Genomic DNA, 25,155 nt, shown 5'->3' on the forward strand with positions numbered 1-25,155 from the left:
TGACCTCAATGGCTGCGGCGCAAAGCGGTCATCATCGCCTGAGCCCTTCAACGGCAGCATCGGTCACGACGAGAAGTCTGCGGTGCGGCACCGGCATTCTCCGCAGGTCTCGATCCGATGGGCCGCAGGTGTGCAACAAGCTGTTGCACACCTCTGCTATCTATAGCGTCCGTGTCTGACCCGAACTACCTCACTCCTGAAGAAGTCATCGCTCGCTACCGCGGACAGCTGAGGATATGGCTAGCCTGATCGGTTGTGAGACAAGACTTTCAGTGCTTTGCTGTCCGCCTCATTGAGGAAGGACGATGAACCAAAATGCAAACGCGATTTTACGCGAATGGATAAGCGAACACATTGTTGCACTTGGGTCGCAGGGAGTAGACCCCGGGGACCGGGAACTGATCGCGAAGCGGCGGTCACAAGAACTCTTGGAGTTTGCGAAAGATCGCAGAATTCGTTCTGCGCTTGAAGAAACCGCCAAGCCTTACGGCGGGGTGCTACCCTATGTGCGCGCGCTCCAAAAGTCCGCCGAGTTCGAAGCTTCGCACCCAGGCCTCTAGCAGAAGCTCGACTTGCAACGACCTTTGTGTTCCTCCGGCGGTCGCCGATGCCGGTCTCCTCGCCTGCCGCCGGTGGCGCCAAAGCCTGCTATCTATAGCTCCAGTGTCTGACCCGAACTACCTCACTCCTGAAGAAGTCATCGCTCGCTACCGCGGACAGCTGAGCGAAAGGACGCTTCGCAACTGGCGCTGCATGCGCATCGGGCCGTCGTTCCTCAAGATCGGCAAAGCATCCTCTACCCGAGCAGCGAGCTCGATCGCTGGGACAAATCGATCCTTGTTGTCTGCAGGCCCACGTGCAAACTGCCGTTCGAAAAGGCCTCTCCACCAGAGGAGAGAAAGCCCGTTCAGCCGTCCCGAGTGGCACTAGCGAGAAAGATGAGCGTTCGGAATCCGTGGTTGATCGGGACGTCAGGGTACTGAGCAAATGCGATCATGCCCAAGCGTGGAAGATCACAAGTGGTCACTCAATACACGCCCCAGTTAACGACCCCAACTTTTCAAAAGAGTCGCACAACCATCTGGTACATATAACGATTTCAGTCTAAGTGTTTTGATCCACAATGTGCCGAATTGGGTTGATGGCGCCCAGAGCCACGCAACCTGGACAAGCGTCGACCGGAGCCTAGGATTGCCGGCGCGACAATCCCTCAGACCACAGGACGGCCGCGAACTCCGGACCTATTCCCTTGAGGCTGAGCAGCAGGGCCGGTGTGGGCACATCTGCCGCGACGAGCAAGGCGTCGCGGGCCTCTTCAACATCCTGACCATCCAGCCGCTTCCCGGCAGTTGAAAGAGCCCCATGTACCAGCTCGGGCGTAGCTGAGCGAGGCGCGGCCGGCTCAGGAACGTGAGTGGGTGGGGAAAGCGAGCGTGACCGCGCGTTCGATCCGCTCCGGCGCGGTGACGCAGGCATCGTATATGATCGCGCCGCCCCAGTCGTGGCCAACCAACTCCACGGCTCGCCCGGGAGACCAGCGGTCGATCAACGCGAGCACGTCGCTGGTGAGGGCTGCGAAGTCGAACGGCTCCGCGGTCGGGGACTGCGCGTAACCGCGAAGCCAGGGTGCGACGACGTGACGTCCGCGGCGGCCGAGCTCGGCAAGGAAGGGCATCGCGGTCGGCGGATGGTCCGGGAAGCCGTGCAAGACGAGCGTCGGTTGGCCATCGGGATCACCACCCTGCAGCGCGTGAAAGGTGCCGTGTGGCAGGTCGAACGTGACGTGTTCGAACTTCATGTGTGTCAGGCTTTTCCAAGAGCGGTCGGACGAGAGATGCTGATGCTGGCTTCGGTGTCTCTGGTTTTGGACATGTGCGTCTCCTCAGGCGCCGGGTGTACTGCGGGGTCAGCCGGCCAGTCGGTTTTCCGTGACACCGGCCCGCAACCTTCAGAATATGAAAGCGCGCGGCCACCGGAGAAGGAATCTATGCTCTCAAACCAGCATCGACTGCTGGGCGGAGATACCCGCCGTCGCGCCGTGCGATGATGCCAGGGTGACCGAGGCCATGAGGGGGTTGGCGAGGTCGCCGGCGGCGTAGATGCCGGGCATGCTGGTTTCGCGGCGCTCGTCGACCTTGAGGGCGATGCCGAGGGGCGTATCGACCGTGGCGAGACCCAGTGATTCATGCAGGCTTGCGGACGGCTTGTTGCGCGGATGCGCGAACAGGATGTCGATCGCGACATTGGGGCCGGTATCGAGCTTGACGGTGGCGTTATGGCCCCCGTGATGGGCGATCTCGGTGATCCGGCCATCGACGACAGGTATGTTGCGGCGCGCCAGATCGGCCCGGATATCGGGCGGAAGGTCGTGACCATCGGCGAAGAGCGTCAGCGTGTCGGTCCAATCGTGGAACAGCCTGACAGAATTGTGCGACTGCGGGCCGGACCAGACGAGGCCCCAGTGCTGGCCGGTGACTTCAAAGCCGTCGCAGTAGGGACAGGGCACGATGGATGTGCCCCAGCCTTCGGCAAAGCCCGGAATATCAGGCATCCGGTCGACGACGCCATAGCTCAGGATCAGGCGGCGCGCCGCCATTTGAAGGAAATACGTTCGACAATCAAGAGTTGTATATATCTAACGTGCAACTACCTTCAGGGGGGCAATGTCGCAATAGCATCCTCACGGATGCCCCACCCTGCCTCGATAGCTAGGGCAGAGCATTTTGAAAGCTGGCGCGGCGAAGATGCCCCCGGATGCACAGTTCTCGTCAACCGGCATTTTGTAGGTCATCTCCCCTACCTAAGGGTGCCCTTACTGCAATTCGCCTCCGCACTAACTTCGTCGCCAAGGAGGGCCACCTTCGTTTCGCGAACGCACTTTTCCGGTAACGAGAAGCTGCCTTGGTCCATGCATCACGGCTGTTAATATATCGTTTATTGCTAATATGAGGGCGCTCCACCGAAAGCACCCGAGGGCAAAATCGTTCGTTGTCAGCGCCGTGTCGCGTTGGCAAAAAGCCCGCCACCGTGAGGCAGCGGGCGCTAGTTCGGGAGGAAATGAAACCGCGGTACGCCTCGCTTAGCTGGATAATAAGCTCGCGCCGGTTGCATCTCTGGATATTCAAGCTGCGTGACTTTTCTGCCACAAGAAAGAAAGCCCGCCACCGTGAGGCAACGGGCTCGTCGCGCCCCTGCGATTGGAATTCTTATCGCCGTTTGGTTTGCCGGATCTTGGACTTTGTTTGGCATATCCAGCGCAGCCTGATGATCACTTATAGAACCAGCGATCCTGACTAGGCCCAGTAGTGTTGAGGGTGAGGCCCATCAGCAGACCTAATGCGGCGCCGAGAATGAAGGCGGTCGACACCGTACCCGGATTGTCTTGGACGGCACCGGAAACAGATTGAGCCCCAGTCCGGAGCGCCTTGGCTGTACGGCCAGCGCGATCGGCAGCGCTGTCATACCAGCCTGTGGCTTCCTCGATGGCCTCTTCGGCGCGCTCTGCCAGCGTCCGATTGATCTTGTTGATTTCCCGCTTCAGCTGAGCGACCTGCTTCTCCAAGGCTTCCTGAGCTTCGCGCTGCGTCGGTCTCGGTGTCGCGGCTTCGTTTTGGTCGGCGGCCATTTTCAACCTCCCTTGATTGTCATGCTCAACGGCTGGCCGCCGCGTAAGGTTCCTGTCAGCGAAAAAAGCCCGCCACCGTGAGGCAGCGGGCCAAATGCGACGGTCGCGTATGTCAGCGGTTGTGCTTCGTTACCAGGACGTAACCGCAGCGCTGGTTGACGTCGATCCGATAGCTGTCACCGTGAAGGCTCTGCATTTTCTCCATGATGATGCGGGCCAGCACTTCGACCTCTTCCACCGTTGATCTCGCCTGCGTCTCGGCATCGGTCGCTATGCGGTTGAAGACACCAAGGCTGTCACGGTTGGTCATAGCGACACCAGCACTTCCTGCGACTTCATATCTTCGGGCCACATGACGCTTTCGCCGTAGGTGTCCGGGCATGGTTCGGCGTCGCCGTCGTTCGCGTTGTCTAGCTCCAGATCATCGAGACAGCCAAGAGAAGGCTCATCGTCTGCGGTTTCCTCCAGATCGCAATCGGCCTCCATGAGATCCAGTACCGTTATCAGGCTCATGGCGCGGTCTAGGAGGTCGTTGAGCCGCTTCTCGACAGACTGGCGCCATTCACGCGGGTTCATACCTCTCGGCATCCCAAAGGGCTTCAGTGCCGACAGATGTGCGCTCATGGCTTTGCCCTGGCCAGCCATAGACGTTTGGTTTCTGCATTGTTGCCGGGAGCTGCGGCCCACTCGTCCATGGCCTCAGATAAACCGCTGGAAAGGCGCCTGATGCGATCCTCGATGGTTTCCGTCGCCGCAGTTGCCCCTGCACCGCCAGCGGCAAGGCGCCGGCTATGGTAATCGTCAACTAGCATCTGCTAACAATCGCATACAAGAGGACTGCATGGCACGGACTGCGGCACTGGGACTTCGGATCGAGCCCGTCGTGAAAGAGGCTCTGGAGAACGCCGCCAAGGCGGACAGGCGTACGGTCGCTGCCTATGTCGAAAAACTGATCGTCGATGACTTGGAGGCCAAGGGCTTTCTGTCGAAAGGTGCCGCAGAGTAACGCGCGCCCTATTGCTTCCGCAACTTTGCCCGCACGACGTCGGCGCGGCCCATTGGCTGAAATCGTCAAGCCGCTCCCTTTTGGGGAGCCCGCTTGCGCGCGCACACTACTTGCGCAATGCTGACGGCGGGGGAAACAAAGGGAGGGGTTTTTACTATGCCGCACATAGAACGCGTAGAGACTAGGAAGCGCGGGTTCTTCGGAATGATCTTCTGGTGGATGTTCCTTGCCTTCAATGCCCTGATGGGGCTGTGGATCTTTGCCGGCATAAAGGGGGCGAGCGAACAATATCAGGCGACCACCGACGCCGCATCTCACGTCGGCACCGCGATCGGCGGCACCATTGCCGTCGGCGTCTTGCTTTGGATCTGGGTGTTCGGCGATATCATTCTCGTGTTGCTAGTACTGTTGTCGCGAGGCAAGAAAGAAACGATCGAGCGGACCGTCAACTGATGCGCAAGCCGATCACCATTGACCAATTCGACGCGCTTGAAGTCGACGACATTGACGGCCGGCTCTATTGGATGGGCAAGGGCGTTGTGCTTGAACGCAAGCTGACCCTTGATTGGTATCAGACGTTTCTCGCCACCATCGCTGCTTTCGGTGCGCTGCTCGCAGGCATCTATCCTTTCGGCACAGCGTGGGGCTGGTGGTAGCGCTCTACATCGCCGCCATCACCGCATCGGTGCTTGCCGGCGCCGTCTGGCGCTACCGGCAGCGGGATTTGCTGGGCATGGCCGCTTGCCTGCTGATGGCCGGAATGGGCGCCTACCTGCTGTTCTAGCACTTCTTAAGATTGCGGAAGGGCGGCGGCATAGACAGCGGCGGCTAGTTGGAGACGATGGCAAAAGAAGAGTTCCAGGCAAACTGGCGTGGTGCACGCAAATATCAATTTGACGAGGAAACGCGTCGGAAGCAGGCCGCGCTCGATCGTAAGTTTCCCGATCCTGAGCCTGCCCACCTGCCGCAGCCAAACGAGCCCGTCTCGAATTATTCCGAAGCAGCAGCGGACCTCCCAAAGTCGCGACCGGGACGGCGCGGGCTCGTCATCGCCACGATGCTTCTGCTATTCGCGATCGTTGCCTCGATCGCGGGCTACGTCACAATTGTTGCTTACCAAAGACAACAGATTGCGCAGGCAACGAACCCGCAGCCTCAGGCCAGCACCGCAAATCCATCCCTTCCCTTGAAGGTGCTCCTCCCACCCAGCAGGCCCCGAGACTAGCGCCGTGGTGCGCCAGTACGGTTTGTCGAAGACGCTCACGACATAAGTGTGGCCGGCTGGTCGATCTCGCATCTCCTGCACAATTGAAGCCCGCGCCACTTGCGGGAGGCGCGGGCCGATCGGGAGCCGGTGAAGATCCCAATCATCAGCAGCAATGGGGTGAGCATCGTCTGCCATAGCACAAATTAGTTAGAGATCGCTAATGTTCCGTCAAGCCGGTTTGGTCGGCGCTGGCCGCACCGGTCCTGTGGTGTTCCATTGTATGAACGGCGCATTCTTGCCGGTGATGTCCTTGACCGTCTTCAGCAGCGCCTCATGCGTGTTGTGCAGCGCCCGGTAATGCTCGCTCATAGGCGATAGAAGCGGCTTCACGATGCTCTTGTGCAGCGCTTCCGCTGCCACCAGAAAGCACTCGATTTCAGCCTGTGAGAGGTGTTTGGATGGTTTGGTCCTGGCCATAGTAGCGATCTCCGTTGAAGGGTTTCGCCGCAACTAGAGGATTATATTCCTGATCTCGGGCTAGCCGGCAAGTCGGCCCTTACGGTTCTTCACTGAAATCTTGCTGCGAGGCGTGCCGCAAATCTTCCTCGCCGCGTGCGCTTCACGCGTCGACATTGACGCATCGCGTCGCCGACCGCTTCATCCCCTTCGGTGAGGTCCGGAATGCTGCGTTCGCTCGTCACCTGAAGAGAACAGGAGAGCGGCGCCAACCGCGCACTCGGCTAGCATAAATATGCATTCGTGCTAATGTAAGCGAAACGTGAAAACGCCATGCGCGGCTGGCATCCTAGGGCTAAGCTGGGAGCGCGCAAGGTTCGCCCCTGCTAGAGTGAGGGAGCACAAATGGCGGCCTATTTGATCGCGGATGTAGACATAAAAGACGCTGCCGAGTTCGAGGAATACCGGCGGGATGTGCCTGCCACCGAAGAGCGTTACGGTGGTCGATACCTGGGTCGTGGCGGTGCGACTAAGGTTTTGGAAGGCGATTGGGAGCCACACCGTTTGGTTATTATCGAATTCCCCGACATGGCGTCATTGATGGGCTGGTATAATTCGCCGGAATACGCCCGCCTTATCGAAATTCGCAAGCGTTGCGCCAACACCAGGATCATTGCGCTTGAGGGGGTCGCAACACCCAATGTATGACGATGTCGTGGTTTCACTCTCGCCGTCATCAGACACAAGCCGGTCGTCTTTAGTGCTCACCTGGCGCGATTGCTGTTTTTTGGGAAGGCGCGCAAATGACCGACGATATCTATAAGCAGGCCTACCGCGAGGGCGGAGTCGAAGCTGTCAATGCACTTCTGAAAGAGCTATTTCCCGACATGTCGGAGCGGGTCCGGGCAACCGAGGCCATGGAGAAAACAGGGTTTTGGGAGATCGACTGGGACTACAGCTCCAGAAATTCGGATGGGCGCGATCTGGGGCGGGTGAAGGCATATCTAGGCTATAACGACTAGACCATCTTCACCGTCGATCGATCAGGCTTCCAACCAGGTTGCGCTCCTTGCGATTTGTACGATCTGTACCAAGCCTTGTGGTCGATTTGAGCACTCATATAAATTCGCGATTGTCCTCATATTGCGGGAGGCAATGCGATGGATAGTGACATAGCCAACGGCAAGGGTCATCCTTGCATCGAAGTGGTCGAAGCCTGTGGCGAATGGTTCGTCCGTGTGGTCGAGGAAGATCAGGGACTAACTCGATCATTCGACCTGGAATCGCTCGCCCTAGCCTTCGCGGAAGGCCAGCGAATACGCCTGCAGCTCGACGAGTTCGTCCGGGGCGTGACCGACCAGCGCATCACCGGCGGGCTAGTTCACAGACAGCTCGTCGGTTAGGCCCGGCACCTCGTTGGCGTTGGGTGTCGAGCCGCATGGCCGGGGAGGAGTTCTCGGGCACTTTGTCCCGGCAATCTGAGACCAGATGGGCCGCGCCGATGGGCAAAGCGGGCGTACGCATATCTTACTTTGGCCGAACCAGTGAAGTTTAGAATGAACTCGCCACAGGTCTGCAACGATGAGTCGTTGTCTGCAAAGGGATTCTCCAACAGCTTGCTAGGGCGCGTGTGCCCGACCCTGCGGACCTGAACCCGTCTGCCGCTCAGCCGCCATGAGCATCTCGACGAAACTGGTTACCTTGGGTGGCCGGAACCGCGCAGCGGGGTAGACCGTGTAGATGCCTCCGGAGGGCAGCACCCATTCGGGCAAGACGTGGACGAGGCGGCCCGCGGCCAAGTCATCGCTCACCAGGAAATCCGGCAGAACCGACAGGCCACCGCCGGTGCGGACGGCCGACAGCACTGCCGGTGTGGCATTGATCGAGATTGTTGCCTGCATGTGCACGGCGTGATGTTCGAGGTCGCCACGCGAAAATTGCCACAGCAGCGGCTCACGCAGCGCCGTGTTGGCGACGAAGGGCAGCCGGGCAAGACCTTCCGGTTCGGTAGTCGCCATCTGCCCAGCGAAGCCCGCGCCGCATACCAAGAGTTGCCGGAAGGTGCCGATCCGTCGCGCCTGGAGGCTGGAATCGGCAAGCCAGCCGACGCGGATCGCTAAGTCCATCCTGCCGGAAACGAGGTTGATCATCTCGTCATCAAGTTCCAATTCCACGCGACAGGCGGGGTAACGCGCGCTGAAGGCGGTCACCACCGGGACGACCGCACACGTGCCGTAGTCGTTTGGTGCTGCGATCCGCAGCGTGCCGGCCGGCTCGGCGGCGGCCTGCTCAAGCTCGCCAAAGGCATCCTCCGCCTCGCGCAGGATCAGGAGGCAACGGGCATGCAATGCCCGACCCGCCTCTGTCGGTTGGACTCGTCGCGTCGTGCGGATCAGCAGCGTCGTTCCCACATCGCGCTCCAGCCGCGCGACCTGCTGGCTCACAACCGCCTTGGTGATGCCCAGCCGCTCGGCGGCCTGGGTGAAGGAGCCGGCATCGACGACCGCCGCGAAGTACGCCAGCCTATTGAGGTTCATGCATAGCCCAAAGCAGATCGGCTCCAGCCGTATTGTATGGCCATAGCATACATTATGTCTATTTTGTTGGTCTTATCAATCGATGCGCGCGTGGCATATTTTCGCCCATCAAGACGTTCGCTCGCGTTACCCCAGACCAGCACAGGCCGTGAGATGACGACCAAACAAATCCCGTGCGTAGTTCTTGCCCTTTCGGTTCTTCTGACCGGCACACCCGGCTTTGCCCAGAACCTGCCCTATGGCGCTCCCATCAGCATCGAGCTGGCCAAGCAGGCGGCGCAAGCCGCCGCGACGGAGATGCGCAAGCGCAACCTCGACATGACCATTGCCATCGTCGATTCCGGGAGCAACCTTGTCTATCTGGAACGCGGCAACCAGGCCGGCATCGGCACGATCGATGCGGCGATTGGAAAGGCCAAGGCGGCCAACGGGATCAGGTCTCCGACCAAGGCCATCCAGGATCTGATCGTCACTCAAAACCAGATCAGTTTGCTTGGGGTGCCGGGCGCCTTTCCGGTCGAAGGCGGCGTACCGCTGATCGTCGACAACAAGGTCGTCGGAGCGATCGGCGCCAGTGGCGGCATGCTGCCGGATGACGGCGCCGTTGCGAATGCCGGTGCAAAGGCCTGCTTCCCTAGCACCCCGCCATATCTGAAATCCATGCCCTGAAACCAAAATCAAGGAGACATCCATGTTTACCAGGAGAACCATCTTGAAAACGACCCTCGCCGCCGGCGCCGCTGCCGTGTTTGCTCCCGCAGGGCTTGGCCATGCTGCCGCACGACTTTCCTGGAAGCATTTTCCCGCCGGGGAAAACGGCTTCTTCCGGGCCCCTGTTCTGGTCTCCGGAGCCACTGAAGCCGTGCTGATCGACGGCGGCTTCACATTCCCCGATGGCAAGGCCCTGGCCGAGGCGATCAAGGCGACGGGAAAGAAGCTCACCACCATCTATATCAGCCAGTCCGACCCGGACTACTATTTCAGCCTGAAGCCGATCAAGGAGGCTTTCCCCGACGCACGCGTGATCGCTGCCTCCGAGACGGTGACCGCCATCAAGGGCAGTGTCGACAAGAAGCTCGCCGTCTGGGGGCCGCAGCTCAAGGAGAACGGCCCGCAGGCGCTCGCCGATGTCGTCATCCCCGAAGCGTTCGACGACAAGACGCTCACCGTCGATGGCGAGACCATCGAGATCGTCAGCGCCGAAGGCCTCGCCAATCGGCGCTATCTCTTCGTGCCGTCGCTGAACGCGGTGTGCGGCGGCGTCATGATCTTTGGCGGCGTACATGTCTGGACCGCCGACACGCCGACTAAGGAACAGCGTGCGGCATGGATCGCCAATCTCGAAAAGATCGCGGCGCGCAAGCCGGCGATAGTGGTTGCCGGTCATATGACGCCACAGACCCCTACCGACCTCTCGGGCGTTGAGCACACCAAGACCTATCTCATTGCATTCGAGGAAGAACTGGCCAAGGCCAAGGACGCGGCCGCGCTCAAGAGCGCTATGGAAGCCCGCTTCCCCGGCCTCGGCATGGGGGTCGCGCTCGACATCGGCTCCAAGGTTGCCACCGGCGAAATGAAGTGGGGCTGAGATGGGAGCCAATCTCGATCTGATCCGCGCCACCTATGAGGGGGCCTCGGAAGACAACGGACGCAACCTGCTGGCCGCTCTCGCCCCCGACGCGCGGTGGACCGAAGCCGAGGGTTTCCCATACGCCGGGACATATGTCGGCGCGGAAAAGATCATCGCCGGCGTCTTCCGGCGCCTCGCCACGGAATGGATCGGCTATCGCGCCGACGTTCACATCTATCTCGAAGACGGCGACCGTGTCGCCGCCTTCGGGGTCTACTCCGGAACCTACAAGCCAACAGGCAAGCCGATGCACGCCGCCTTTGCCCATCTCTTCGCAGAAGGGCTGACCATCAGCCGCCCACCAAATCCACGTCACGGCTCGTCAAAAACGGCCCGCCCCACGGTTCCCTGGAGGACCGCATTCGAAGACAACATCCGCGCCGCCCGGCAAAATTTCATGACCAGATGCGATCCGGTCAAGGACGTGTCCGGTCGAAGGTTCGACAGTAGCGGTCGCGCCCAAACGCGTGCCGTTAGTTGATGTCAATCTTATCCATGATCAACCGCGAGGGTCGCATCTCATCGAGAAAAACCGTATTGCGCGCCGCCTGACGGCTACGACCGAAGCCAGCTGGTTCACCGGTATTCGGATTGACGTCGAACTTTGGAAAATTGCTCGAGGATATGTCCAGCCGTAGCCGGTGGCCGGCACGAAACAGGTTGGCGGTTGCAAACAGCTCGATGCGAAGCCGCATGATCTCACCTGGCCTCACCAGCTCGGCTCTTTCGAATGAATGCCGGAACCGGCATCGGAAAATCCCGTCGGTCAGGTTCAAGGCAAAGCCCGTCGGATAGTCCGCGCTCGGTGGATGAACGTCGATCAGCTTCGCCGTAAAATCGGTGTCAGGCGCATCGGTCGCCGCCCAGAGCTCCACTGCCACCTTGCCAAGCACGGTCAGATCGTTGACCAGCGGCTCTGTCTCGAACGAAAGGACGTCGAGGCGGGCAGAAAGCGGCAGGCCGAAATTTCGGCAGCCGAAGAACCTCTCGTCCTCCCTCTGGTCGAAGCCGCCGCCAGCGAAGATCGGTTGGCCGCTTGTCAGCGCGCCGCCTATGGTCGGGACTGGATCGGCGGGATCGAAATCATAGCTCAGCGGCGGGTCGTCGGGCGCAGGAAGGGACTTCGAGAGCCTGCCCTCGCGATGCAAGTAGTAGCTTAGCTCCTCCACATTGGGCAGCGGCCATTTTTGAGCCCTGATCCAGCGCCCGCCGTGATCGAGACGGCCCGCTTCATTTTTCGTGCCCTTTCCCCCGCCCATGACAAAAAGACGGATCGGCTCCTTGTCGAGATCGTTCTGCGGCCCACACTTCAGCCAGCGATCGAACCAGCGGCGACGAAACTCCAGCCAGCTTGCTGCCACATTGCCGCCGAGCGGAGCGTTCGGTCCGAAGTCGACGTCGCCGGCAAAGGTCAGATTCCGGTCGCCATGCAAGCCCGGACCCATGATCATGGAGAGCGGCCGTTTGCCATTGCTGGCAAGGCCTGCCAGATTCTCGAACGTCGTCGAGACATAGACGTCGAACCAGCTCGACATCAGGGCGATCGGAATGTCGGGGATGGCGTCGTAGAAGCCCGCCGCATGAATGCCGGCCTGCTTCCAGAAATCGTCGAAGGTCTCGTGCCGCCACTGCTCCAGCAGATAAGCCTCGTAGTCCGGAGCCCAGCGGAGCGGGGAACGGCCCTCCGACCAGGGCATTTTGCCAAACCAGCGATGCAGGTTCTCGGCGTCGATCGCCTTTCGGGCCAACTCGTCGCCGGCGGCAACGGCGCTCTCGCGGGCTTCCCGGTAGGCCCAAGTCGCCTGTTTCAGCTCGAACGCGCCGCCTTGGCGGATGCCGCAGGTGAAGGCGTTCGAGAACCCGCCGGAATCGAGGATCATGGTTGCAAGAGCGGGCGGCGCAAGGCACGCCGCCGCCATTTGGGTATGCGCGGCGTAGGAAAGGCCCATGGTACCGATCCGGCCGTTGCACCAGGGCTGGGCCGCGATCCATGCGAGCGTGTCGTAGCCGTCCGGACCTTCTGAGAGATATTTGACGAACTCTCCTTCCGAGCCGTAGCGGCCGCGGCAGTCCTGATAGATGACGATGTAACCATGGCGCACGAAATGCTCGGCGACTGTCGCGCGATCCATCGGTTCGGTCATGCCGACTTCGAGCTCGGCGCGCGACGCCATCGCCTTGCCATAAGGCGTCCGTTCGATGATGACGGGAGCTGACCGGTCCAGCGCGCGGCCTCCCCTTGCCGGTCGGTAGATGTCGGTCGCCAGTCTTACGCCATCGCGCATCGTCACCATGACGTCGCGGCAGAGGACCATGTCATCGGTCACGGACTGGAGTGCCTGGAGGTCGGTCATCTAAAAATTCCAAGGCGTTCAGGCAGCAGCGTCATTGAGGTGGCATGCGCTCTTGTGTCCGGCAGCAACCACCTTCAGGCGGGGCGCTTCGGTCCGGCAGCGAGGCATCGCGTGCGGGCAGCGCGGGTGGAAATGACATCCGCTCGGCGGCGACAGCGGGCTCGGCAATTCACCGTTGATCGCGGCAAAGCTGCGTTTGGTGGTTTCGATCCGCGGCACCTCGGCGAGAAGCGCCTGCGTGTAGGGGTGGTTGGCCCGTGCAAAGATCTCCTCGGCCGGAGCCTCTTCGACGATGCGGCCGAGATACATGATCGCCACGCGATCGGAGATGTGCTCGACCACCCCGAGATCGTGGCTGATGAACAGGTAGGTAAGGTTCAGCCTCTCGCGCAGGTCCATGAAGAGATTGAGGATTTGCGCCTGGATCGAGACGTCCAGAGCGGCAACGGCCTCATCGCAGACGAGAAATTCCGGCTGCACGGCCAGAGCGCGCGCGATGCCGATCCGCTGGCGCTGACCGCCGCTGAACTGATGCGGAAAGCGGTGCTTCAGCGCCGGATCGAGGCCGGCACGTCGGAACTGTTCATCGACAAAGGTGCCGAGATCGCCCTTGACCAGCCCGTGAACGCGCGGCGCCTCGCCGACGATATCGGCCGCTTTGCGGCGCGGATTGAGCGACGCATAGGGGTTCTGGAATATCATCTGCACGCGCAGTTTGGCTTCACGCCGCTCGGAAGGCGGGAGCGCCCTCATATCCTTGCCGCGCCACGATACCGATCCCCTGGTGGGCGATACGATGCCGGCGACGATCCGCCCGAGGGTGGACTTGCCGCATCCCGATTCGCCGACGAGGCCCAGAACCTCGCCCCTGCGAACGGTGAGGCTGACGCTATCGACCGCCTGCACCCTTGCTGCCGGTTTGGCGAGTTTGAGCGAGATTGCCAGACGGGCGGCGAGGTCTGGCCGCGTGCCGAAGCTGTGGAAAATGTCGTTCAGCTCGATCAGCGGCACCGCCTCGGCAGAACCGGCCGAGGCGCTTTGGACATTTGCCGCAACCGGAGTGGAGGAGATCATATGCGGAGCTCCGGTAAGGGATGAACGCAGCGGTGCTCGCGTGTGCCAGCAGTGAACAGTGGCACCGCCTCGGCACACATCGCCTCGGCACGGGCGCAGCGCGGGGCGAAAGCGCATCCAGTCGGCAGCCGCGCAACACTGGGCGCCATTCCGGGGATCTGCCGAAGCCGCTCGCCGCGCTGGTTGCGGCTGGGAACGGAGTCGATCAGACCGGCGGTATAAGGGTGCAGCGGACGGGCGAGAACGTCCGACACCGGGCCGGATTCGACGATGCGGCCCGCATACATCACGGCGATCCGGTCGGCGAGCCGCGAGACGACGGCGAGATCATGCGTGATCCATATCAGCGACGTGTTGTTCTGCGCCACGAGCTTTTGCATCTCGGCCAGGATCTGCGCCTGGATCGTCACGTCGAGCGCCGTGGTGGGCTCGTCGGCGATGATGAAGTCCGGCCGGTGCAGCAGCGCGATAGCGATGACGACGCGCTGACGCATGCCGCCGGAAAACTGATGGGGATAGGCCTGCAACCGCTCATCCGGGCTCGGAATTCCCACCATACCCAGCGCATCGCGGGCCCGCGCCCTGGCGTCGGCTCGTGAGACATCTTCATGCGCCTGCACCGCTTCGATCATCTGCGTATCGATGCGCAGGACCGGGTTCAGGGTCATCATCGGATCCTGGAAGATCATGGCCATGCGGCGCCCGCGCAGCGCACGCATCTCCTCGCGGCTGGAGCGGGTGATGTCGCGTCCGGCGAACACGATCTGGCCACCGACAATCGTCCCAGGCGGATCAACCAGACCGATGATCGAAAAGCCAGTGACCGACTTGCCCGAGCCGCTTTCGCCGACGAGACCCAGAACCTCGCCGCGCGCGACGCTGAAGGAGACGCCGTCGACGGCTTTTGCCGATCCGAAATGGGTCCGCAGATCGCGAACTTCCAGCAGTGCCCCACTCATGCTCGCCCCCGCGGATTGAGCACGTCGCGAAGCCGATCGCCGACGAGGTTGATCGCCACCACGGTTACCAAAAGCGCCACCCCTGGATAGAAGCTGATCCATGTCATGCCGGAGAGCATGTACTGGTAACCGTTGGAGACCAACAGACCAAGGCTCGGCTCGGTGATCGGCACGCCGAGACCGAGAAAGGACAAGGTCGCCTCCAAGGCGATGGCGCGCGCCACCTGCACCGTCGCGATCACGATCAGCGGCGGCAAGCAGTTCGGCAGCAGATGGACGAACAGGATACGCCATCGCGGAATGGCCAGCGATTCCGCGGCTTCCATGTATTCCTTGCGCCGCTCCGTCAATGCGGTGCCGCGCGCGGCGCGCGCATAGGTCGCCCATTCGACAATCACCAAAGCGAGTACGACGTTGAGCACCCCCTTGCCGAGAAAGGCAAGGATCATCAGGGCGACGAGGATGGACGGGAAGGAGAGTTGCAGGTCGACGATGCGCATGATCACCGTCTCGGTGCGGCCGCCGATATAGGCGGCGAGCAGACCGAGCGAAGCGCCGAACAGCGCTGCGAAGAGCGCTGAACTGACGCCGACACCGAGGGATATGCGCAAGCCGTAGATGATGCCGGAAAGCATATCGCGGCCTTGGTCGTCGGTGCCGAGCCAGTAGGTCATGCCGGCCATCGATTGCGAGCCGGGCGGCAGGCGGCTGTCCATGATATCCAGTTGACTGAGGTCATAGGGGTTCTGCGGCGCTATGAGCGGCGCGAAAAGCGCCAGCAGAACGATCGCCGTCAGCAGCACCAGACCGACGACAGCCATAGGCGAGCGGAAGAATGCCCGCACGAGGAGCCGGAACGGCGGCTCCTCACCTTTTTCAACCTCGGTCGGCAGTGGCGGCGGCAAGGTGTCGATGCTCATCTCACGACCCCTCGCCCTGAAGCCGCACCCGAGGGTCGAGCGCGGTGTAAGTGAGATCGACGACGAGATTGATGATGACGAAGAAGACGACGATTGCCATCAGGTAGGCCGTGATGATGGGGCGATCGAGCACGTTGATGCTGTCGATGATCAGCTTGCCCATTCCGGGCCAACTGAACACACTTTCGGTAACGACCGAGAAGGCGACGATCGAACCGAATTCCAGGCCGACGATGGTCACCACCGGGATCATGATGTTCTTCGAGACATGGACGCCGATGACGCGCGATTCCTTGAGGCCCTTGGCTCGTGCAAACTTGATGTAGTCGAGCGGCAGGACTTCGGCGACACCGGCGCGTGTCAGGCGCAGGATGAGGCAGGCATCGAACAGAGCGAGGTTGACCGCCGGCAGGACCAGATGGGCAAGCCCGTCTTTTGTCAGGAATGCCCACTGGACGCCGAACAGCTCGGCGGTCTGCCCGCGTCCGCCGCTCGGCAGCCATCCGAGCTGCACGCCAAAAAGCATGATCAGCACCAGCCCGACCCAGAAGGTCGGCAGCGAGAAACCAAGAATGCTGACCGTCATGATGATGCGACTAACGATGCCATCCGGCCGCAGCCCGGCATAGAGGCCGAGCGGCACGCCGACGACGGTCGCTATGAGTATCGCCGAAACGGCCAGTTCAAGCGTTGCCGGCAGCCGCTCCAAGATCACCCTGATCGCCGGTTCGTTGTAGACGTAGCTCTGGCCGAGATCGCCATGCAGCGCGGCTTGGAGGAAGCGGAAATATTGCTGCCAAAGCGGCAGGTCGAGGCCAAGGGCCTGGACGACGCGCGCTCGCTCGATCTGGTCGGCGTCAGGCGAGATCAGGATATCGACCGGATCGCCGATGACATTGACCGCGATGAAGACGATGACGGTCATGGCAAACATGACCAATGCGGCCTGGAACAGACGACGCACGATGGCGGCGATCATGACGACCTACCCCAGCTTGCCTGCCGGGAACTGTTGCAGGTCGCGTGTACGAAACGCGTCACGCCGGCACCGCCATAGCCATGCCATCGCGTTGCGGATCGGCGCCGCCGCGACAAACTCCGTCCTCGATCTGGATTCCGTGAAGAGCGGCAAAGGCGTAACTTTGCCAGGAGCGCTTCACCTCGTAGCCCTTGCCCTCGATTTCGTCGGTGACATAGCGTGGAACGCGGTTGGAGACGTCGATCGTGTTCGACACCGCCACGATCCGCGGGGCGGCCACCGCTTCCGGCATGCTCATGCCGAAATCAATGATGTTCATCAGGCCTTGGGCCATCGATGGCGCGATATAGCTGCCGCCCGGCGCTCCCATCACAATTACCGGCCGGTCATCCTTGAAGACAATAGTGGGCGCCGCTGAGCTGGCTCGCCGTTTGCCAGGAGCCAGCGATCCTGCCCTGCCCGGCCTCGGATCGAAGCGGCTCATCGTTCCGTTATACATGAAACCCAAGCCATCGGTGATCGCTCCCGACGGACTGCCCAGCGTGTGGGTCAATGCGACGGCATTCCCTTCCCGGTCAATCACCGAGATATGCGTCGTCTCGCGCGGCGACCGGTCCTCCACTCGCTGGACTTGGGCCCGAACCCCAGCCTTGATCTCGTCGGCCATTTGACCGCAATACTCCCGGGACAAAAGACGCCCGACCGGCACATCGACATAGGCTGGATCGCCGAGGTGTCGATCCTTGTCGTTGGTCATGCGTTTCATCGCTTCTGCCAGTACGATGACATGCTCGGTGCTGCCGTGGCCCAGGGCACCGATGTCAAAATGCTCAAGGGTATGGAGCAGTTGCAGCATGGATATGCCGCTGGCGGGCGGCGGGCTGGTCGCGATGCCGTAGCCGCGATACTCCCCCCAGAGTGGCTCGGCGATAGAGAGCTGATAGTTAGCCAGGTCGTCTTTCTCGATCAGGCCTCCATTCGCGGCCATGTCGGCTGCGATTTCGTCGGCGATCTCGCCCTTGTAGAAGATATCAGGGCCAGCTGCAGCGATGCGCTCCAACGTGTGCGCGAGGTCGGCGTTGACGACGATGTCGCCCGGCAGCTTCACCGTGCCGTCGGCGCGGAAATAAATGGCGCGTCCGGTCTTGCTGAAACCCAGCTTGTCGAGGGTCCGCACTTCGCCGGTATCGACTCCGTCCTGCGCCCAATACCAATGGACATGCGGACGGACCATGAAACCTCGCCTCGCCTGCCCGGCCGCGGGTGCGATGACGTCGGCCCAATCGAAGGTGCCGTATCTCTCCAGCGCCTCGGCGTAACCCTTGACGCTGCCCGGAGTGCAAACGGCGAGATAGCCGACCTCGCTGATGCCGCCTTCCAGCAGAAAAGCGAAACCGTCACGCGATTGGCCGACCAGCAGTTCGCTCCACATATCCGGGGAGGCCTTGAGCGGCGCCCTTGCATAGAACTCAAGCACCTCGTGCACGCCGCGCCGTGGCATATAGACCTGCATCGAGCCAAAGCCCCCAAGGCCGGACATTTGTGGATCCACGACGCCCTGCATGAAAGCGCAGGCAATCGCCGCATCGACGGCGTTGCCGCCGCGCTTGAGCACAAGGGCGCCTGCCTCCACCGCTTCGGGCTGTGGGGCAACGATCATTGCATTCATCACGACGCGTTCCGTCGTTGCTTGAGTTCTTCTGCGAGGAAATCCTGGACGGGATCAAGAACCTCCAATCGGTCGTGCGAGACCCCCGGCAGCAAATCGAAGCGGACGCGCACGCCCACTTGCTCGAACGATTGACACAATGCCCTGAGGCGTTCCGGCCTCGTGCGGCCGGCATCGTTGGCTCCGGGTAGCCAGTGGGGCCCGCCTTCACGATGCGTGATTTCCCAAGTCTCCAGATCAGCGTCGCCGACAATCATCTGGACAGGCACGTTGGCCAGTGCGGCGGCGTTGAAGGTGATACCGAACTTCTCTGGAAGATCGCGAATGCCTACCCACCAGTCCCGGGTCGGGTCGAGCAGGGTCACCGAGCCGGGCGCGCCGATCGAAGCCGCCCACAGCCGATAGGGATGCAGAATGGCGAAACGATGCGTGAAATGCCCGCCGCCGGAAAAGCCGAACATAGCGAAGTGGCTCCAGTCCTGACGGTATTTGACACTGACTTCCTCGACGATGGCGAGCAGCGCCTGATCGTAGCGGATCTCGCCCTCCAGCATGTATTTGTAACCACTGCGGGCACCATCGCCCAGAACGCCCATTGGAAATACCGGGCACAAAATGGCGCAGTCATTCCAGCGCCCGAACTCAGCGAAACCGTCTCGGAAGTCCAGGAAGGAGGTTCGGCCGGTGCCGTGCATGGCAACCAGCAGATCGACCTTGGCGCCGTCTCCGACCGAGCGCGGTACATAGAGACAATAGTGAAAGCGCGGATCTGATTTGGAAGCAAAGATTGCGGTCGCGCCAAGATCATAGATAGCGCGACCGCGATCTGCAACGAACCCAGTGGTAATGCTCGTCAAGTCGACAACTCCTCAGGCAGTCTTGGCGTTCATGGCCAGCGTGTACTGATCGGCCCGCGTCGTGAACTGAATATCCTTGCGGGCAGCCACCACGAGAACCTCGTGGTGCATCGGGATCAGGGCGACATCGTTGAAGACAATCTCGCTAATTTCCGACAGCATCTTTTCGCGCTTGGCATCATCGAGCGTCCGCTTGGCCACGGCGAGCTTGGCATCAACGTCGGGATTGGAGTAGCGGCCCGAATTGGCGATGCCCAGACCAGCGTCGGAATTTTGCGTCGCAATCAGCGCCGTCAGCGGGTTCGAAGTCTCGCCTGTGTTTACGCCCCAAGAATCCAGATTGAAGCTGAACGTATGCGCATCCGCTTTGTCGGCATAAACCGACCAGGGCATGACGTCCACGCTGACCTTCAAGCCGATGCGGGTGAGCATCTGGGCCACCACCTGCACGATCTTGGAGTCGTTGACGATACGATCGTTGGGCCCGTGGATAGTCAGTCGGAAGCCCTCGGGGTAGCCAGCTTCGGCGAGCAGGGCCTTGGCTTTTGCAGTGTCGAATGGAACGGGTTTGATAGCAGCCGAAGTGCCCGGGGCGCCGGCAGGCAGGAACTGCGAAGCGACAATGGCATTGCCCTGCATCAAGCGCTCCACAATGGCGCCGCGGTCGATCGCCATGGACAGCGCCTGCCGCACGCGCAGATCCTTCAGCGGGTTGCGGTCGAGCGGCTTGCCGTCCTTGCCAGTGATGAAGGGCGTGACGTCTCGGAACGTGTCCAGGGAAAAGAAGACGACCCGGCTCGAGACGCCGCGGATGATATGAAAACGTTCGTCCTCTTCGACGCGAGCAACGCCTTCATAGGGCACCTGTTCGACCAGATCGAGATCGCCGGCGAGCAGGTTCGCAAGCCGCGCGCCGGCATCGGTGACGATGCGAAGCTCGACGTCCGGCAAGGCAGGCTTCGGTCCCCAGTAGTTGGGATTGGCGGAAAGCGCGACACGGTTGCCGGAAACATATTCCTTCAGCACATACGGGCCGGTGCCGATCGCCGCGGTGCCGTTGTTGAACTGATCGCTCGCGGTATCCTTGAACTTGGCGCGGATGATGCGAATGCGACTGAGGGAATTGGGCAAAAGCGGCTCCGGCTGCTTGGTTTCGATGAGAAGCTTGCCGGGTTGGGGTGAGGTGATCGACTTGATGTTGCGCGTGTAGGTCCGGAAGGACGCGGTGCTTTCGATTGTGTTGGCCCGGTCGAATGAGACGACGATGTCGTCTACCGTGAGCGGCTCGCCGTCGCTGAAGCGCACGTCCGGCCGCAGGTCGAACTCCCAATGGGTGTCGTCGACCACGCGCCAGGCCGTCGCGAGCCCCGGTCTCGAGACGGATTTTTCGTCATTGGTGACAAGCGTGTCGTAGATGTGGGTGGCAAGCGCGTTGTTCGGCGCGTTGCTCTTCAGATGCGGGTCCAGCGTCGTCGGCGGAGCAGCCATGCCGATCCGCAACTGGCCGCTTGCCGCCGCAGCTTGGGCCATCCCCACTCCCGTCCAGTTGGCGCCTTGCAAGACGGCGGCACTGCCGAGCGCCCATTGCATCAGCGCACGGCGCGATATTGTCCGGTTCTTCATTGGTTTTCTCCGTGTCCACTCTGGATAGTTCCATCGGAGGAGTTCTTTTCCGCTGCCGCTTGCCATCATCGACCCTGTTGGGGGGTTCGCTTACGGTGCCGGCCTCCTTCCTGACAGCGAGTTGAAAAGAAAGCTTCTCCGTTTGTCAACGCAGATAAACCGTTGTTTCACTGGACGAAACGAAATTCCTCATTTAACCTTCGGAATCAGATGTTTTGGGGAGGGAGTGAGAAATGACCGATCAGGCAGACACCCGATACACGGTCGATTCCGTCGATCGCGCGATCAGTTTGTTGCACACTGTGGCCGGCGAGGCAGATCTTGGTGTTTCCGAAATCGCGCGGCGTTCTGGTGACAGCAAGGCACGAGCTTTCCGGCTTTTGCAGACGCTGGTGAAGCGCGGCTTGCTGGCGCGGTCATCGGATGGAAAGGGCTATCGTCTCGGCCTCGCCGCGCTGATGCTCGGCCACGCCGCTAGCGAACAGATGGACCTGATCCGCATTGCAAACCCTGTTCTGGAAGAACTCGGTCAGGAGATCGGCGAAACCACACAACTGCGAATCCGCGATGACCAGGAAAGCCTCTGCGTCGCCAAATGGGAGCCGAAGCGAGATCTTCGCGTCAACGCGATTGTCGGCCGACGGCGCCCACTACATGCTGGTTCGAGTAAGGCATTCCTGGCCCATATGGATGACGAGGAGCGCGAGGCCATTCTTTCCGGCCCCTTGAAGCGCTTCACCAAGAAAACTGTGACCGATCCTCGGCTTCTAAGGGGCGGGCTCGAGCAAATCCGCAAGGCCAAGTTTTTCGTCAGTCGCGGTGAGATCAACGACGATCTGATTTCGATCACCGCGCCTGTGTTCGCTTCGCCTGGCAAGATAGTCGCAGCACTGAACATCGCCGCCCCGGAAAACCGCGTACCAGAAGAACGCATATGCGAACTCGGTGAAATGGTGGCCAAAGCCGCCCAGCGAATTTCTGCCGCTCTCGGTTTCCGCTCACCGGCTATGAAATGATGCAGACGAGCGCCCTCGGCAAAGGCTCGGTTGGGATCGAGAATCTCCTGGCTATGGCGCTCGCCTACTCGCAGGCGGAGGCGGCCCATCCAGGATGCCGCGCGCGTGTTGCGGGCGCTCTGTGTCGAGCGTCTACGCAATCTCGACGCCGCCTAGTAATCACATCTAACTGGAGCGTGTCGGATTTCTCCTTATACCCCCCTCCCGGGTCGCGCCCCGCGCTCGCGAGCCGCACGGAGATCGCTCGTTGATGACGGTCGCCCATCGCCGAAAATGGAATTTGGCCGCCCCCACGGTATCGGCGAGCTCGATTGCAATCATCGGCGGCGGTGCAAGCGGCGTGCTGATGACGACCAGCTTCTGCGCAATCGAGATTCCGACCTTGACATCGTCATCCTCGAAAAGCGGACCTTGCTTGGACGAGGCTTAGCCTATTCAACCGACCTCCCGGATCACCTTCTCAATGTCCGGCCTCGAATATGAGGCCTTCGCCGATGATCCCGACCATTCGTGCATTGGCTGCGGGCTCGCAATATCCAGATCGATGATCCGACGACCTATTTCGCTCCCCGCCGCCTGTATGGCAGATATCTCGGGCAGCTGCTGCATGAGACTTCGAAAGAGAACGGCTCATATGGAAGATTGCGCATAATCGACGAGGAATGCGTCGGAATCGTTGAGCGCGATGAGTATTTGGAGCTGGCCGATGGTTCAAGTGTTGTGACGCAGCGATGCGTTCTGGCGACGGGACACGATCAGAAGGCGAGCCGCAGTCAGTCCTTGCTTGCGCAGTCAGGGGGCAGATGACGCCGCCCTGCCCGATCCAGCCGATCAAGTCCTCATCATCGGCAGCGGCCTCAGCATGGTCGATACATGCCTGTCTCTGATGCTCGCCGGGCACCACGGCCAAATCGTCGCTGCTTCACGTATCCGCAGAGATCGCATTTCAGCAGTGCGCTTACCCGCGGCACCTTTTTCGAGATCGAAGCGATCCCACATCCGCGTTCAATGCCAGCGCCTCGCGACCGCATTGCTCAGCCAGCCTTCGTCGACGTGACGCCAGGTGGCGCCTTCTTGTTCGGGCCACGGGCCGGTGCTTTGTCGGTCCTCTCCTCCAAAGGAAAACCTTTCTCAATAAATTCTATCAGATTAGTAGAATATCCTTTGTGAGGGCTCCTCCCGCCCGTTACGCTCAACGAAATCGGGCATCCCCGACTGCGCTCCTGAATTGCGGGCGCAGAGCACTGCGGCATGCTTCATGCCAGCTGATTTCAAAGTCCTGTACTGACGTTGGGAAGAGGAGTCCGATTGATGAATGCCTTCATAAGCTACCTTGCGAAGCTCGCTCTCGCCGGCACCATTGCGCTGGCCGCCGCCACCGCAACTCATGCGGATGACAAAATCGTCCGAATAGGGTTCCAAAAGTACGGCACACTCATTCTACTGAAGACAAAGGGGCTCCTTGAGGAAAAGCTGAAACCGCAGGGCTACACGGTCGAGTGGACCGAGTTCCCGGCGGGGCCGCAACTGCTTGAGGCGCTCAACATCGGGTCCATTGATTTCGGCACGACTGGCGAAGCGCCGCCTATCTTCGCGCAGGCTGCCGGTGCTCCCCTCGTCTATGTGGGTTATGAACCTCCGGCGCCTGAAGCCGAGGCGATCCTGGTCCCCAAGGATAGCCCGCTCAAGACCGTCGCCGACCTGAAGGGAAAGAAGGTCGCGCTGAACAAAGGCTCGAATGTCCATTACCTTCTCGTCAAGGCGCTGGAGAAAGCCGGGCTGGCCTATTCTGACGTGGAAGTCTCATTTTTGCCGCCTGCCGACGCACGCGCCGCATTCGAGAAGCAGGCTGTCGATGCCTGGGTGATCTGGGAACCATTTCTGGCGGCCGCGGAAGCAGCCACCGGTGCCCGCCAATTGGCGAACGGCAGCGACGTGGTGGACAACCACGAATTCTATCTCGCCTCGCGCGGCTTCGTCGACACTCACCCCGAGGTCGTCGACACCATCGTGGTATCCCTCGGCGAGATCGACACATGGATCAACGCCAATCGCGGCGATGTGGCCGAACAGTTTTCGCCGGCACTCGGCATTCCTGCCGACATTCTCGAAGTCGCAGTCCAGCGGCGCTCCTATGGCGTGAAACCGATCACACCGGACGTGGTGGCCGCGCAGCAGAAGATCGCCGATGTGTTCCATGAACTCGGCCTGATCCCGACCGCGATCTCGATCGCCGATGCCGTGAGGAAGCCACAGTCGTGAACGTCGCCGACGAGCTTTTTCCCGACCGCGTCAACGTGCTGTGGTTCCTGCCGTCTCATGGAGACGGCAGGTACCTCGGCACAGCGACTGACGGGCGTGCCACAGACCTGCCGTATCTGCGCCCGGCGCCGCCAAGGGCATCCTGACCGTGGCTCACCCGACGCAGCTTCGAAACGCAGGCGCAGCGGCACTGCAGATCCTCGCGTCCTGGGCGTTGCCGATCGGCACTGTGGTCGTATGGGAAATTGCTTCGCGCAGCGGAATAATGTCGACCCGCCTGCTGCCAGCTCCGAGCGCGGTGGCCGCCGCTTTTTGGGAAGGCCTGCGCAATGGGACGCTTCTCACCCATGCCGCCATCTCGACGGAACGGGCGCTGAAGGGGCTTGCTATCGGCGGCAGTATCGGTTTCGTCCTCGGCGTTCTGGCCGGAATTTCGCGGCCGGCCGAGACCGTGTTCGACTCGTCGATGCAGATGTTGCGCAACGTGCCGCACCTGGCCATGATTCCCCTCGTCATCCTCTGGTTCGGGATCGGTGAGGAGGCGAAGATCTTTCTGGTGGCGGTCGGGACCGCGTTTCCGATCTACCTGAATACTTTTCACGGCATCCGCACCATCGACGTCAAGCTGATCGAGATGGCGCGCGTCTATGGGCTCGGCCGCCTAGCGCTGTTCTGGCGGGTGATCTTGCCGGGTGCGTTGCCGTCGATTCTTGTCGGCCTGCGCTTCTCGCTCGGCATCATGTGGCTGACGCTGATCGTCGCCGAGACGATCTCGGCCTCCTCGGGCATCGGCTACATGACAATGAATGCGCGGGAATTCCTTCAGACCGACATCGTTGTCCTCGGCATCATCGTCTACGCGCTGCTCGGCAAGCTCGCCGACGCGATCACCCGGCTGATCGAGGCGCGCGCTCTCGCCTGGCATCCGGCGTACCAACCCGCCGCCACCAGGGCAGCACCATGAGAGAAGTTGCAACCGCG

At 61.1% G+C, this 25,155-nt stretch carries 31 protein-coding genes and 2 pseudogenes; 17 read left to right on the forward strand and 16 right to left on the reverse strand.

Annotation, left to right across the window (positions count from 1 at the left end; translation table 11 throughout):
- Positions 1 to 305: 305 nt before the first annotated feature.
- The gene (locus tag NKG99_RS27770) at positions 306 to 560 is read left to right on the forward strand and encodes a hypothetical protein (RefSeq protein ID WP_352872231.1); all 255 of its coding nucleotides are present in this window, start codon (positions 306 to 308) and stop codon (positions 558 to 560) included.
- A gap of 566 nt (positions 561 to 1,126) precedes the next feature.
- Here the strand turns inward: NKG99_RS27770 and NKG99_RS36010 are convergent.
- The 6 genes and pseudogenes from NKG99_RS36010 to NKG99_RS27805 all read right to left on the reverse strand — a co-directional run.
- Positions 1,127 to 1,326: pseudogene (locus NKG99_RS36010) on the reverse strand (IS110 family transposase); the annotation flags it as partial.
- A gap of 76 nt (positions 1,327 to 1,402) precedes the next feature.
- Positions 1,403 to 1,798, reverse strand: coding sequence for an alpha/beta fold hydrolase (locus NKG99_RS27785; protein WP_352872232.1), 396 nt, complete (start codon positions 1,796 to 1,798; stop codon positions 1,403 to 1,405).
- Positions 1,799 to 1,993: 195 nt separating this feature from the next.
- Positions 1,994 to 2,596, reverse strand: a pseudogene (locus NKG99_RS27790) (FAD-dependent oxidoreductase); the annotation flags it as partial.
- A gap of 672 nt (positions 2,597 to 3,268) precedes the next feature.
- Positions 3,269 to 3,625 (reverse strand): hypothetical protein, encoded by a 357-nt coding sequence (locus NKG99_RS27795; protein ID WP_352872234.1) that lies wholly within the window; start codon positions 3,623 to 3,625, stop codon positions 3,269 to 3,271.
- Positions 3,626 to 3,737: 112 nt separating this feature from the next.
- The gene (locus tag NKG99_RS27800) at positions 3,738 to 3,935 is read right to left on the reverse strand and encodes a hypothetical protein (protein WP_352872236.1); all 198 of its coding nucleotides are present in this window, start codon (positions 3,933 to 3,935) and stop codon (positions 3,738 to 3,740) included.
- On the reverse strand, positions 3,932 to 4,249 hold the full coding sequence (locus tag NKG99_RS27805) for a hypothetical protein (RefSeq protein WP_352872238.1): 318 nt from the start codon (positions 4,247 to 4,249) through the stop codon (positions 3,932 to 3,934). The genes NKG99_RS27800 and NKG99_RS27805 overlap by 4 nt, the downstream gene beginning before the upstream one ends.
- A 217-nt stretch (positions 4,250 to 4,466) precedes the next feature.
- On the opposite strand from NKG99_RS27805, the gene NKG99_RS27810 reads away from it, so the two are divergent.
- The 5 genes from NKG99_RS27810 to NKG99_RS27830 all read left to right on the forward strand — a co-directional run bounded on the left by NKG99_RS27810 (position 4,467) and on the right by NKG99_RS27830 (position 5,856).
- Complete coding sequence (locus tag NKG99_RS27810) at positions 4,467 to 4,631, forward strand: hypothetical protein (protein ID WP_352872241.1); 165 nt, start codon at positions 4,467 to 4,469, stop codon at positions 4,629 to 4,631.
- 204 nt (positions 4,632 to 4,835) lie between these two features.
- On the forward strand, positions 4,836 to 5,084 hold the full coding sequence (locus tag NKG99_RS27815; RefSeq protein WP_352872243.1) for a hypothetical protein: 249 nt from the start codon (positions 4,836 to 4,838) through the stop codon (positions 5,082 to 5,084).
- The gene (locus NKG99_RS27820) at positions 5,084 to 5,287 is read left to right on the forward strand and encodes a hypothetical protein (RefSeq protein ID WP_352872244.1); all 204 of its coding nucleotides are present in this window, start codon (positions 5,084 to 5,086) and stop codon (positions 5,285 to 5,287) included. Before NKG99_RS27815 ends, NKG99_RS27820 begins: the two co-directional genes overlap by 1 nt.
- Complete coding sequence (locus tag NKG99_RS27825) at positions 5,281 to 5,415, forward strand: hypothetical protein (RefSeq protein ID WP_352872245.1); 135 nt, start codon at positions 5,281 to 5,283, stop codon at positions 5,413 to 5,415. Before NKG99_RS27820 ends, NKG99_RS27825 begins: the two co-directional genes overlap by 7 nt.
- Before the next feature lie 57 nt (positions 5,416 to 5,472).
- On the forward strand, positions 5,473 to 5,856 hold the full coding sequence (locus NKG99_RS27830; protein WP_352872247.1) for a hypothetical protein: 384 nt from the start codon (positions 5,473 to 5,475) through the stop codon (positions 5,854 to 5,856).
- Between the two features lie 210 nt (positions 5,857 to 6,066).
- Here the strand turns inward: NKG99_RS27830 and NKG99_RS27835 are convergent, their stop codons facing one another.
- Entirely contained in the window at positions 6,067 to 6,315 is a 249-nt protein-coding gene (locus NKG99_RS27835; protein WP_352872248.1) for a hypothetical protein, read from the reverse strand.
- 384 nt (positions 6,316 to 6,699) lie between these two features.
- On the opposite strand from NKG99_RS27835, the gene NKG99_RS27840 reads away from it, so the two are divergent.
- The 3 genes from NKG99_RS27840 to NKG99_RS27850 all read left to right on the forward strand — a co-directional run bounded on the left by NKG99_RS27840 (position 6,700) and on the right by NKG99_RS27850 (position 7,697).
- A complete protein-coding gene (locus tag NKG99_RS27840) occupies positions 6,700 to 7,002 on the forward strand; it encodes a DUF1330 domain-containing protein (RefSeq protein WP_352872250.1) in 303 nt (100 codons plus the stop codon).
- Positions 7,003 to 7,097: 95 nt separating this feature from the next.
- Positions 7,098 to 7,316 carry a hypothetical protein gene (locus tag NKG99_RS27845; protein WP_352872252.1) on the forward strand — a complete coding sequence of 73 codons (219 nt, stop codon included), beginning with the start codon at positions 7,098 to 7,100 and terminating at the stop codon, positions 7,314 to 7,316.
- Positions 7,317 to 7,454: 138 nt separating this feature from the next.
- Complete coding sequence (locus NKG99_RS27850; RefSeq protein WP_352872254.1) at positions 7,455 to 7,697, forward strand: hypothetical protein; 243 nt, start codon at positions 7,455 to 7,457, stop codon at positions 7,695 to 7,697.
- A gap of 216 nt (positions 7,698 to 7,913) precedes the next feature.
- Here the strand turns inward: NKG99_RS27850 and NKG99_RS27855 are convergent, their stop codons facing one another.
- The gene (locus NKG99_RS27855) at positions 7,914 to 8,831 is read right to left on the reverse strand and encodes a LysR family transcriptional regulator (protein WP_352872255.1); all 918 of its coding nucleotides are present in this window, start codon (positions 8,829 to 8,831) and stop codon (positions 7,914 to 7,916) included.
- 297 nt (positions 8,832 to 9,128) lie between these two features.
- Here NKG99_RS27855 and NKG99_RS36015 point away from each other — a divergent pair, with 297 nt between their 5' ends.
- Genes NKG99_RS36015 through NKG99_RS27870 form a run of 3 tightly spaced genes read left to right on the forward strand, consistent with a single transcriptional unit; the run spans position 9,129 to position 10,942 of the window.
- Complete coding sequence (locus tag NKG99_RS36015; RefSeq protein WP_502911024.1) at positions 9,129 to 9,500, forward strand: GlcG/HbpS family heme-binding protein; 372 nt, start codon at positions 9,129 to 9,131, stop codon at positions 9,498 to 9,500.
- 22 nt (positions 9,501 to 9,522) lie between these two features.
- Positions 9,523 to 10,419: an MBL fold metallo-hydrolase gene (locus NKG99_RS27865; RefSeq protein WP_352872258.1), complete on the forward strand. Its 897-nt coding sequence runs from the start codon at positions 9,523 to 9,525 to the stop codon at positions 10,417 to 10,419.
- A 1-nt stretch (position 10,420) separates the two neighbouring features.
- A complete protein-coding gene (locus NKG99_RS27870; RefSeq protein ID WP_352872260.1) occupies positions 10,421 to 10,942 on the forward strand; it encodes a nuclear transport factor 2 family protein in 522 nt (173 codons plus the stop codon).
- On the opposite strand, the gene NKG99_RS27875 is transcribed toward NKG99_RS27870, so the two are convergent.
- Genes NKG99_RS27875 through NKG99_RS27910 form a run of 8 tightly spaced genes read right to left on the reverse strand, consistent with a single transcriptional unit; the run spans position 10,935 to position 20,896 of the window.
- A complete protein-coding gene (locus tag NKG99_RS27875) occupies positions 10,935 to 12,815 on the reverse strand; it encodes a CocE/NonD family hydrolase (protein ID WP_352872262.1) in 1,881 nt (626 codons plus the stop codon). The genes NKG99_RS27870 and NKG99_RS27875 overlap by 8 nt on opposite strands.
- An 18-nt stretch (positions 12,816 to 12,833) precedes the next feature.
- Entirely contained in the window at positions 12,834 to 13,889 is a 1,056-nt protein-coding gene (locus tag NKG99_RS27880; RefSeq protein WP_352872263.1) for an ABC transporter ATP-binding protein, read from the reverse strand.
- The gene (locus NKG99_RS27885) at positions 13,886 to 14,848 is read right to left on the reverse strand and encodes an ABC transporter ATP-binding protein (RefSeq protein ID WP_352872265.1); all 963 of its coding nucleotides are present in this window, start codon (positions 14,846 to 14,848) and stop codon (positions 13,886 to 13,888) included. The genes NKG99_RS27880 and NKG99_RS27885 overlap by 4 nt, the downstream gene beginning before the upstream one ends.
- Complete coding sequence (locus NKG99_RS27890; RefSeq protein ID WP_352872267.1) at positions 14,845 to 15,768, reverse strand: ABC transporter permease; 924 nt, start codon at positions 15,766 to 15,768, stop codon at positions 14,845 to 14,847. The genes NKG99_RS27885 and NKG99_RS27890 overlap by 4 nt, the downstream gene beginning before the upstream one ends.
- A gap of 1 nt (position 15,769) precedes the next feature.
- Positions 15,770 to 16,747, reverse strand: a complete 978-nt coding sequence (locus NKG99_RS27895) for an ABC transporter permease (protein WP_352872268.1) — start codon at positions 16,745 to 16,747, stop codon at positions 15,770 to 15,772.
- Between the two features lie 58 nt (positions 16,748 to 16,805).
- Positions 16,806 to 18,419, reverse strand: a complete 1,614-nt coding sequence (gene ggt / locus NKG99_RS27900; RefSeq protein WP_352872270.1) for a gamma-glutamyltransferase — start codon at positions 18,417 to 18,419, stop codon at positions 16,806 to 16,808.
- Entirely contained in the window at positions 18,416 to 19,273 is an 858-nt protein-coding gene (locus tag NKG99_RS27905; RefSeq protein ID WP_352872272.1) for an alpha/beta hydrolase, read from the reverse strand. Before NKG99_RS27905 ends, ggt begins: the two co-directional genes overlap by 4 nt.
- A gap of 12 nt (positions 19,274 to 19,285) precedes the next feature.
- A complete protein-coding gene (locus tag NKG99_RS27910; protein WP_352872274.1) occupies positions 19,286 to 20,896 on the reverse strand; it encodes an ABC transporter substrate-binding protein in 1,611 nt (536 codons plus the stop codon).
- Positions 20,897 to 21,129: 233 nt separating this feature from the next.
- Between NKG99_RS27910 and NKG99_RS27915 the strand changes: the two genes are divergently transcribed.
- The 5 genes from NKG99_RS27915 to ssuC all read left to right on the forward strand — a co-directional run bounded on the left by NKG99_RS27915 (position 21,130) and on the right by ssuC (position 25,138).
- Positions 21,130 to 21,912 carry an IclR family transcriptional regulator gene (locus tag NKG99_RS27915; protein ID WP_352872276.1) on the forward strand — a complete coding sequence of 261 codons (783 nt, stop codon included), beginning with the start codon at positions 21,130 to 21,132 and terminating at the stop codon, positions 21,910 to 21,912.
- Between the two features lie 247 nt (positions 21,913 to 22,159).
- On the forward strand, positions 22,160 to 22,342 hold the full coding sequence (locus NKG99_RS27920) for a hypothetical protein (protein ID WP_352872278.1): 183 nt from the start codon (positions 22,160 to 22,162) through the stop codon (positions 22,340 to 22,342).
- An 80-nt stretch (positions 22,343 to 22,422) separates the two neighbouring features.
- Complete coding sequence (locus NKG99_RS27925) at positions 22,423 to 22,719, forward strand: FAD/NAD(P)-binding protein (protein WP_352872280.1); 297 nt, start codon at positions 22,423 to 22,425, stop codon at positions 22,717 to 22,719.
- Positions 22,720 to 23,223: 504 nt separating this feature from the next.
- Positions 23,224 to 24,174, forward strand: a complete 951-nt coding sequence (locus NKG99_RS27930) for a sulfonate ABC transporter substrate-binding protein (RefSeq protein ID WP_352872282.1) — start codon at positions 23,224 to 23,226, stop codon at positions 24,172 to 24,174.
- Between the two features lie 148 nt (positions 24,175 to 24,322).
- Entirely contained in the window at positions 24,323 to 25,138 is an 816-nt protein-coding gene (ssuC, locus tag NKG99_RS27935; RefSeq protein ID WP_502911025.1) for an aliphatic sulfonate ABC transporter permease SsuC, read from the forward strand.
- The last annotated feature ends 17 nt before the right edge of the window (positions 25,139 to 25,155 follow it).

Source organism: Mesorhizobium sp. M1409 (genome assembly GCF_040317535.1).
Taxonomy (GTDB): Bacteria; Pseudomonadota; Alphaproteobacteria; order Rhizobiales; family Rhizobiaceae; genus Mesorhizobium.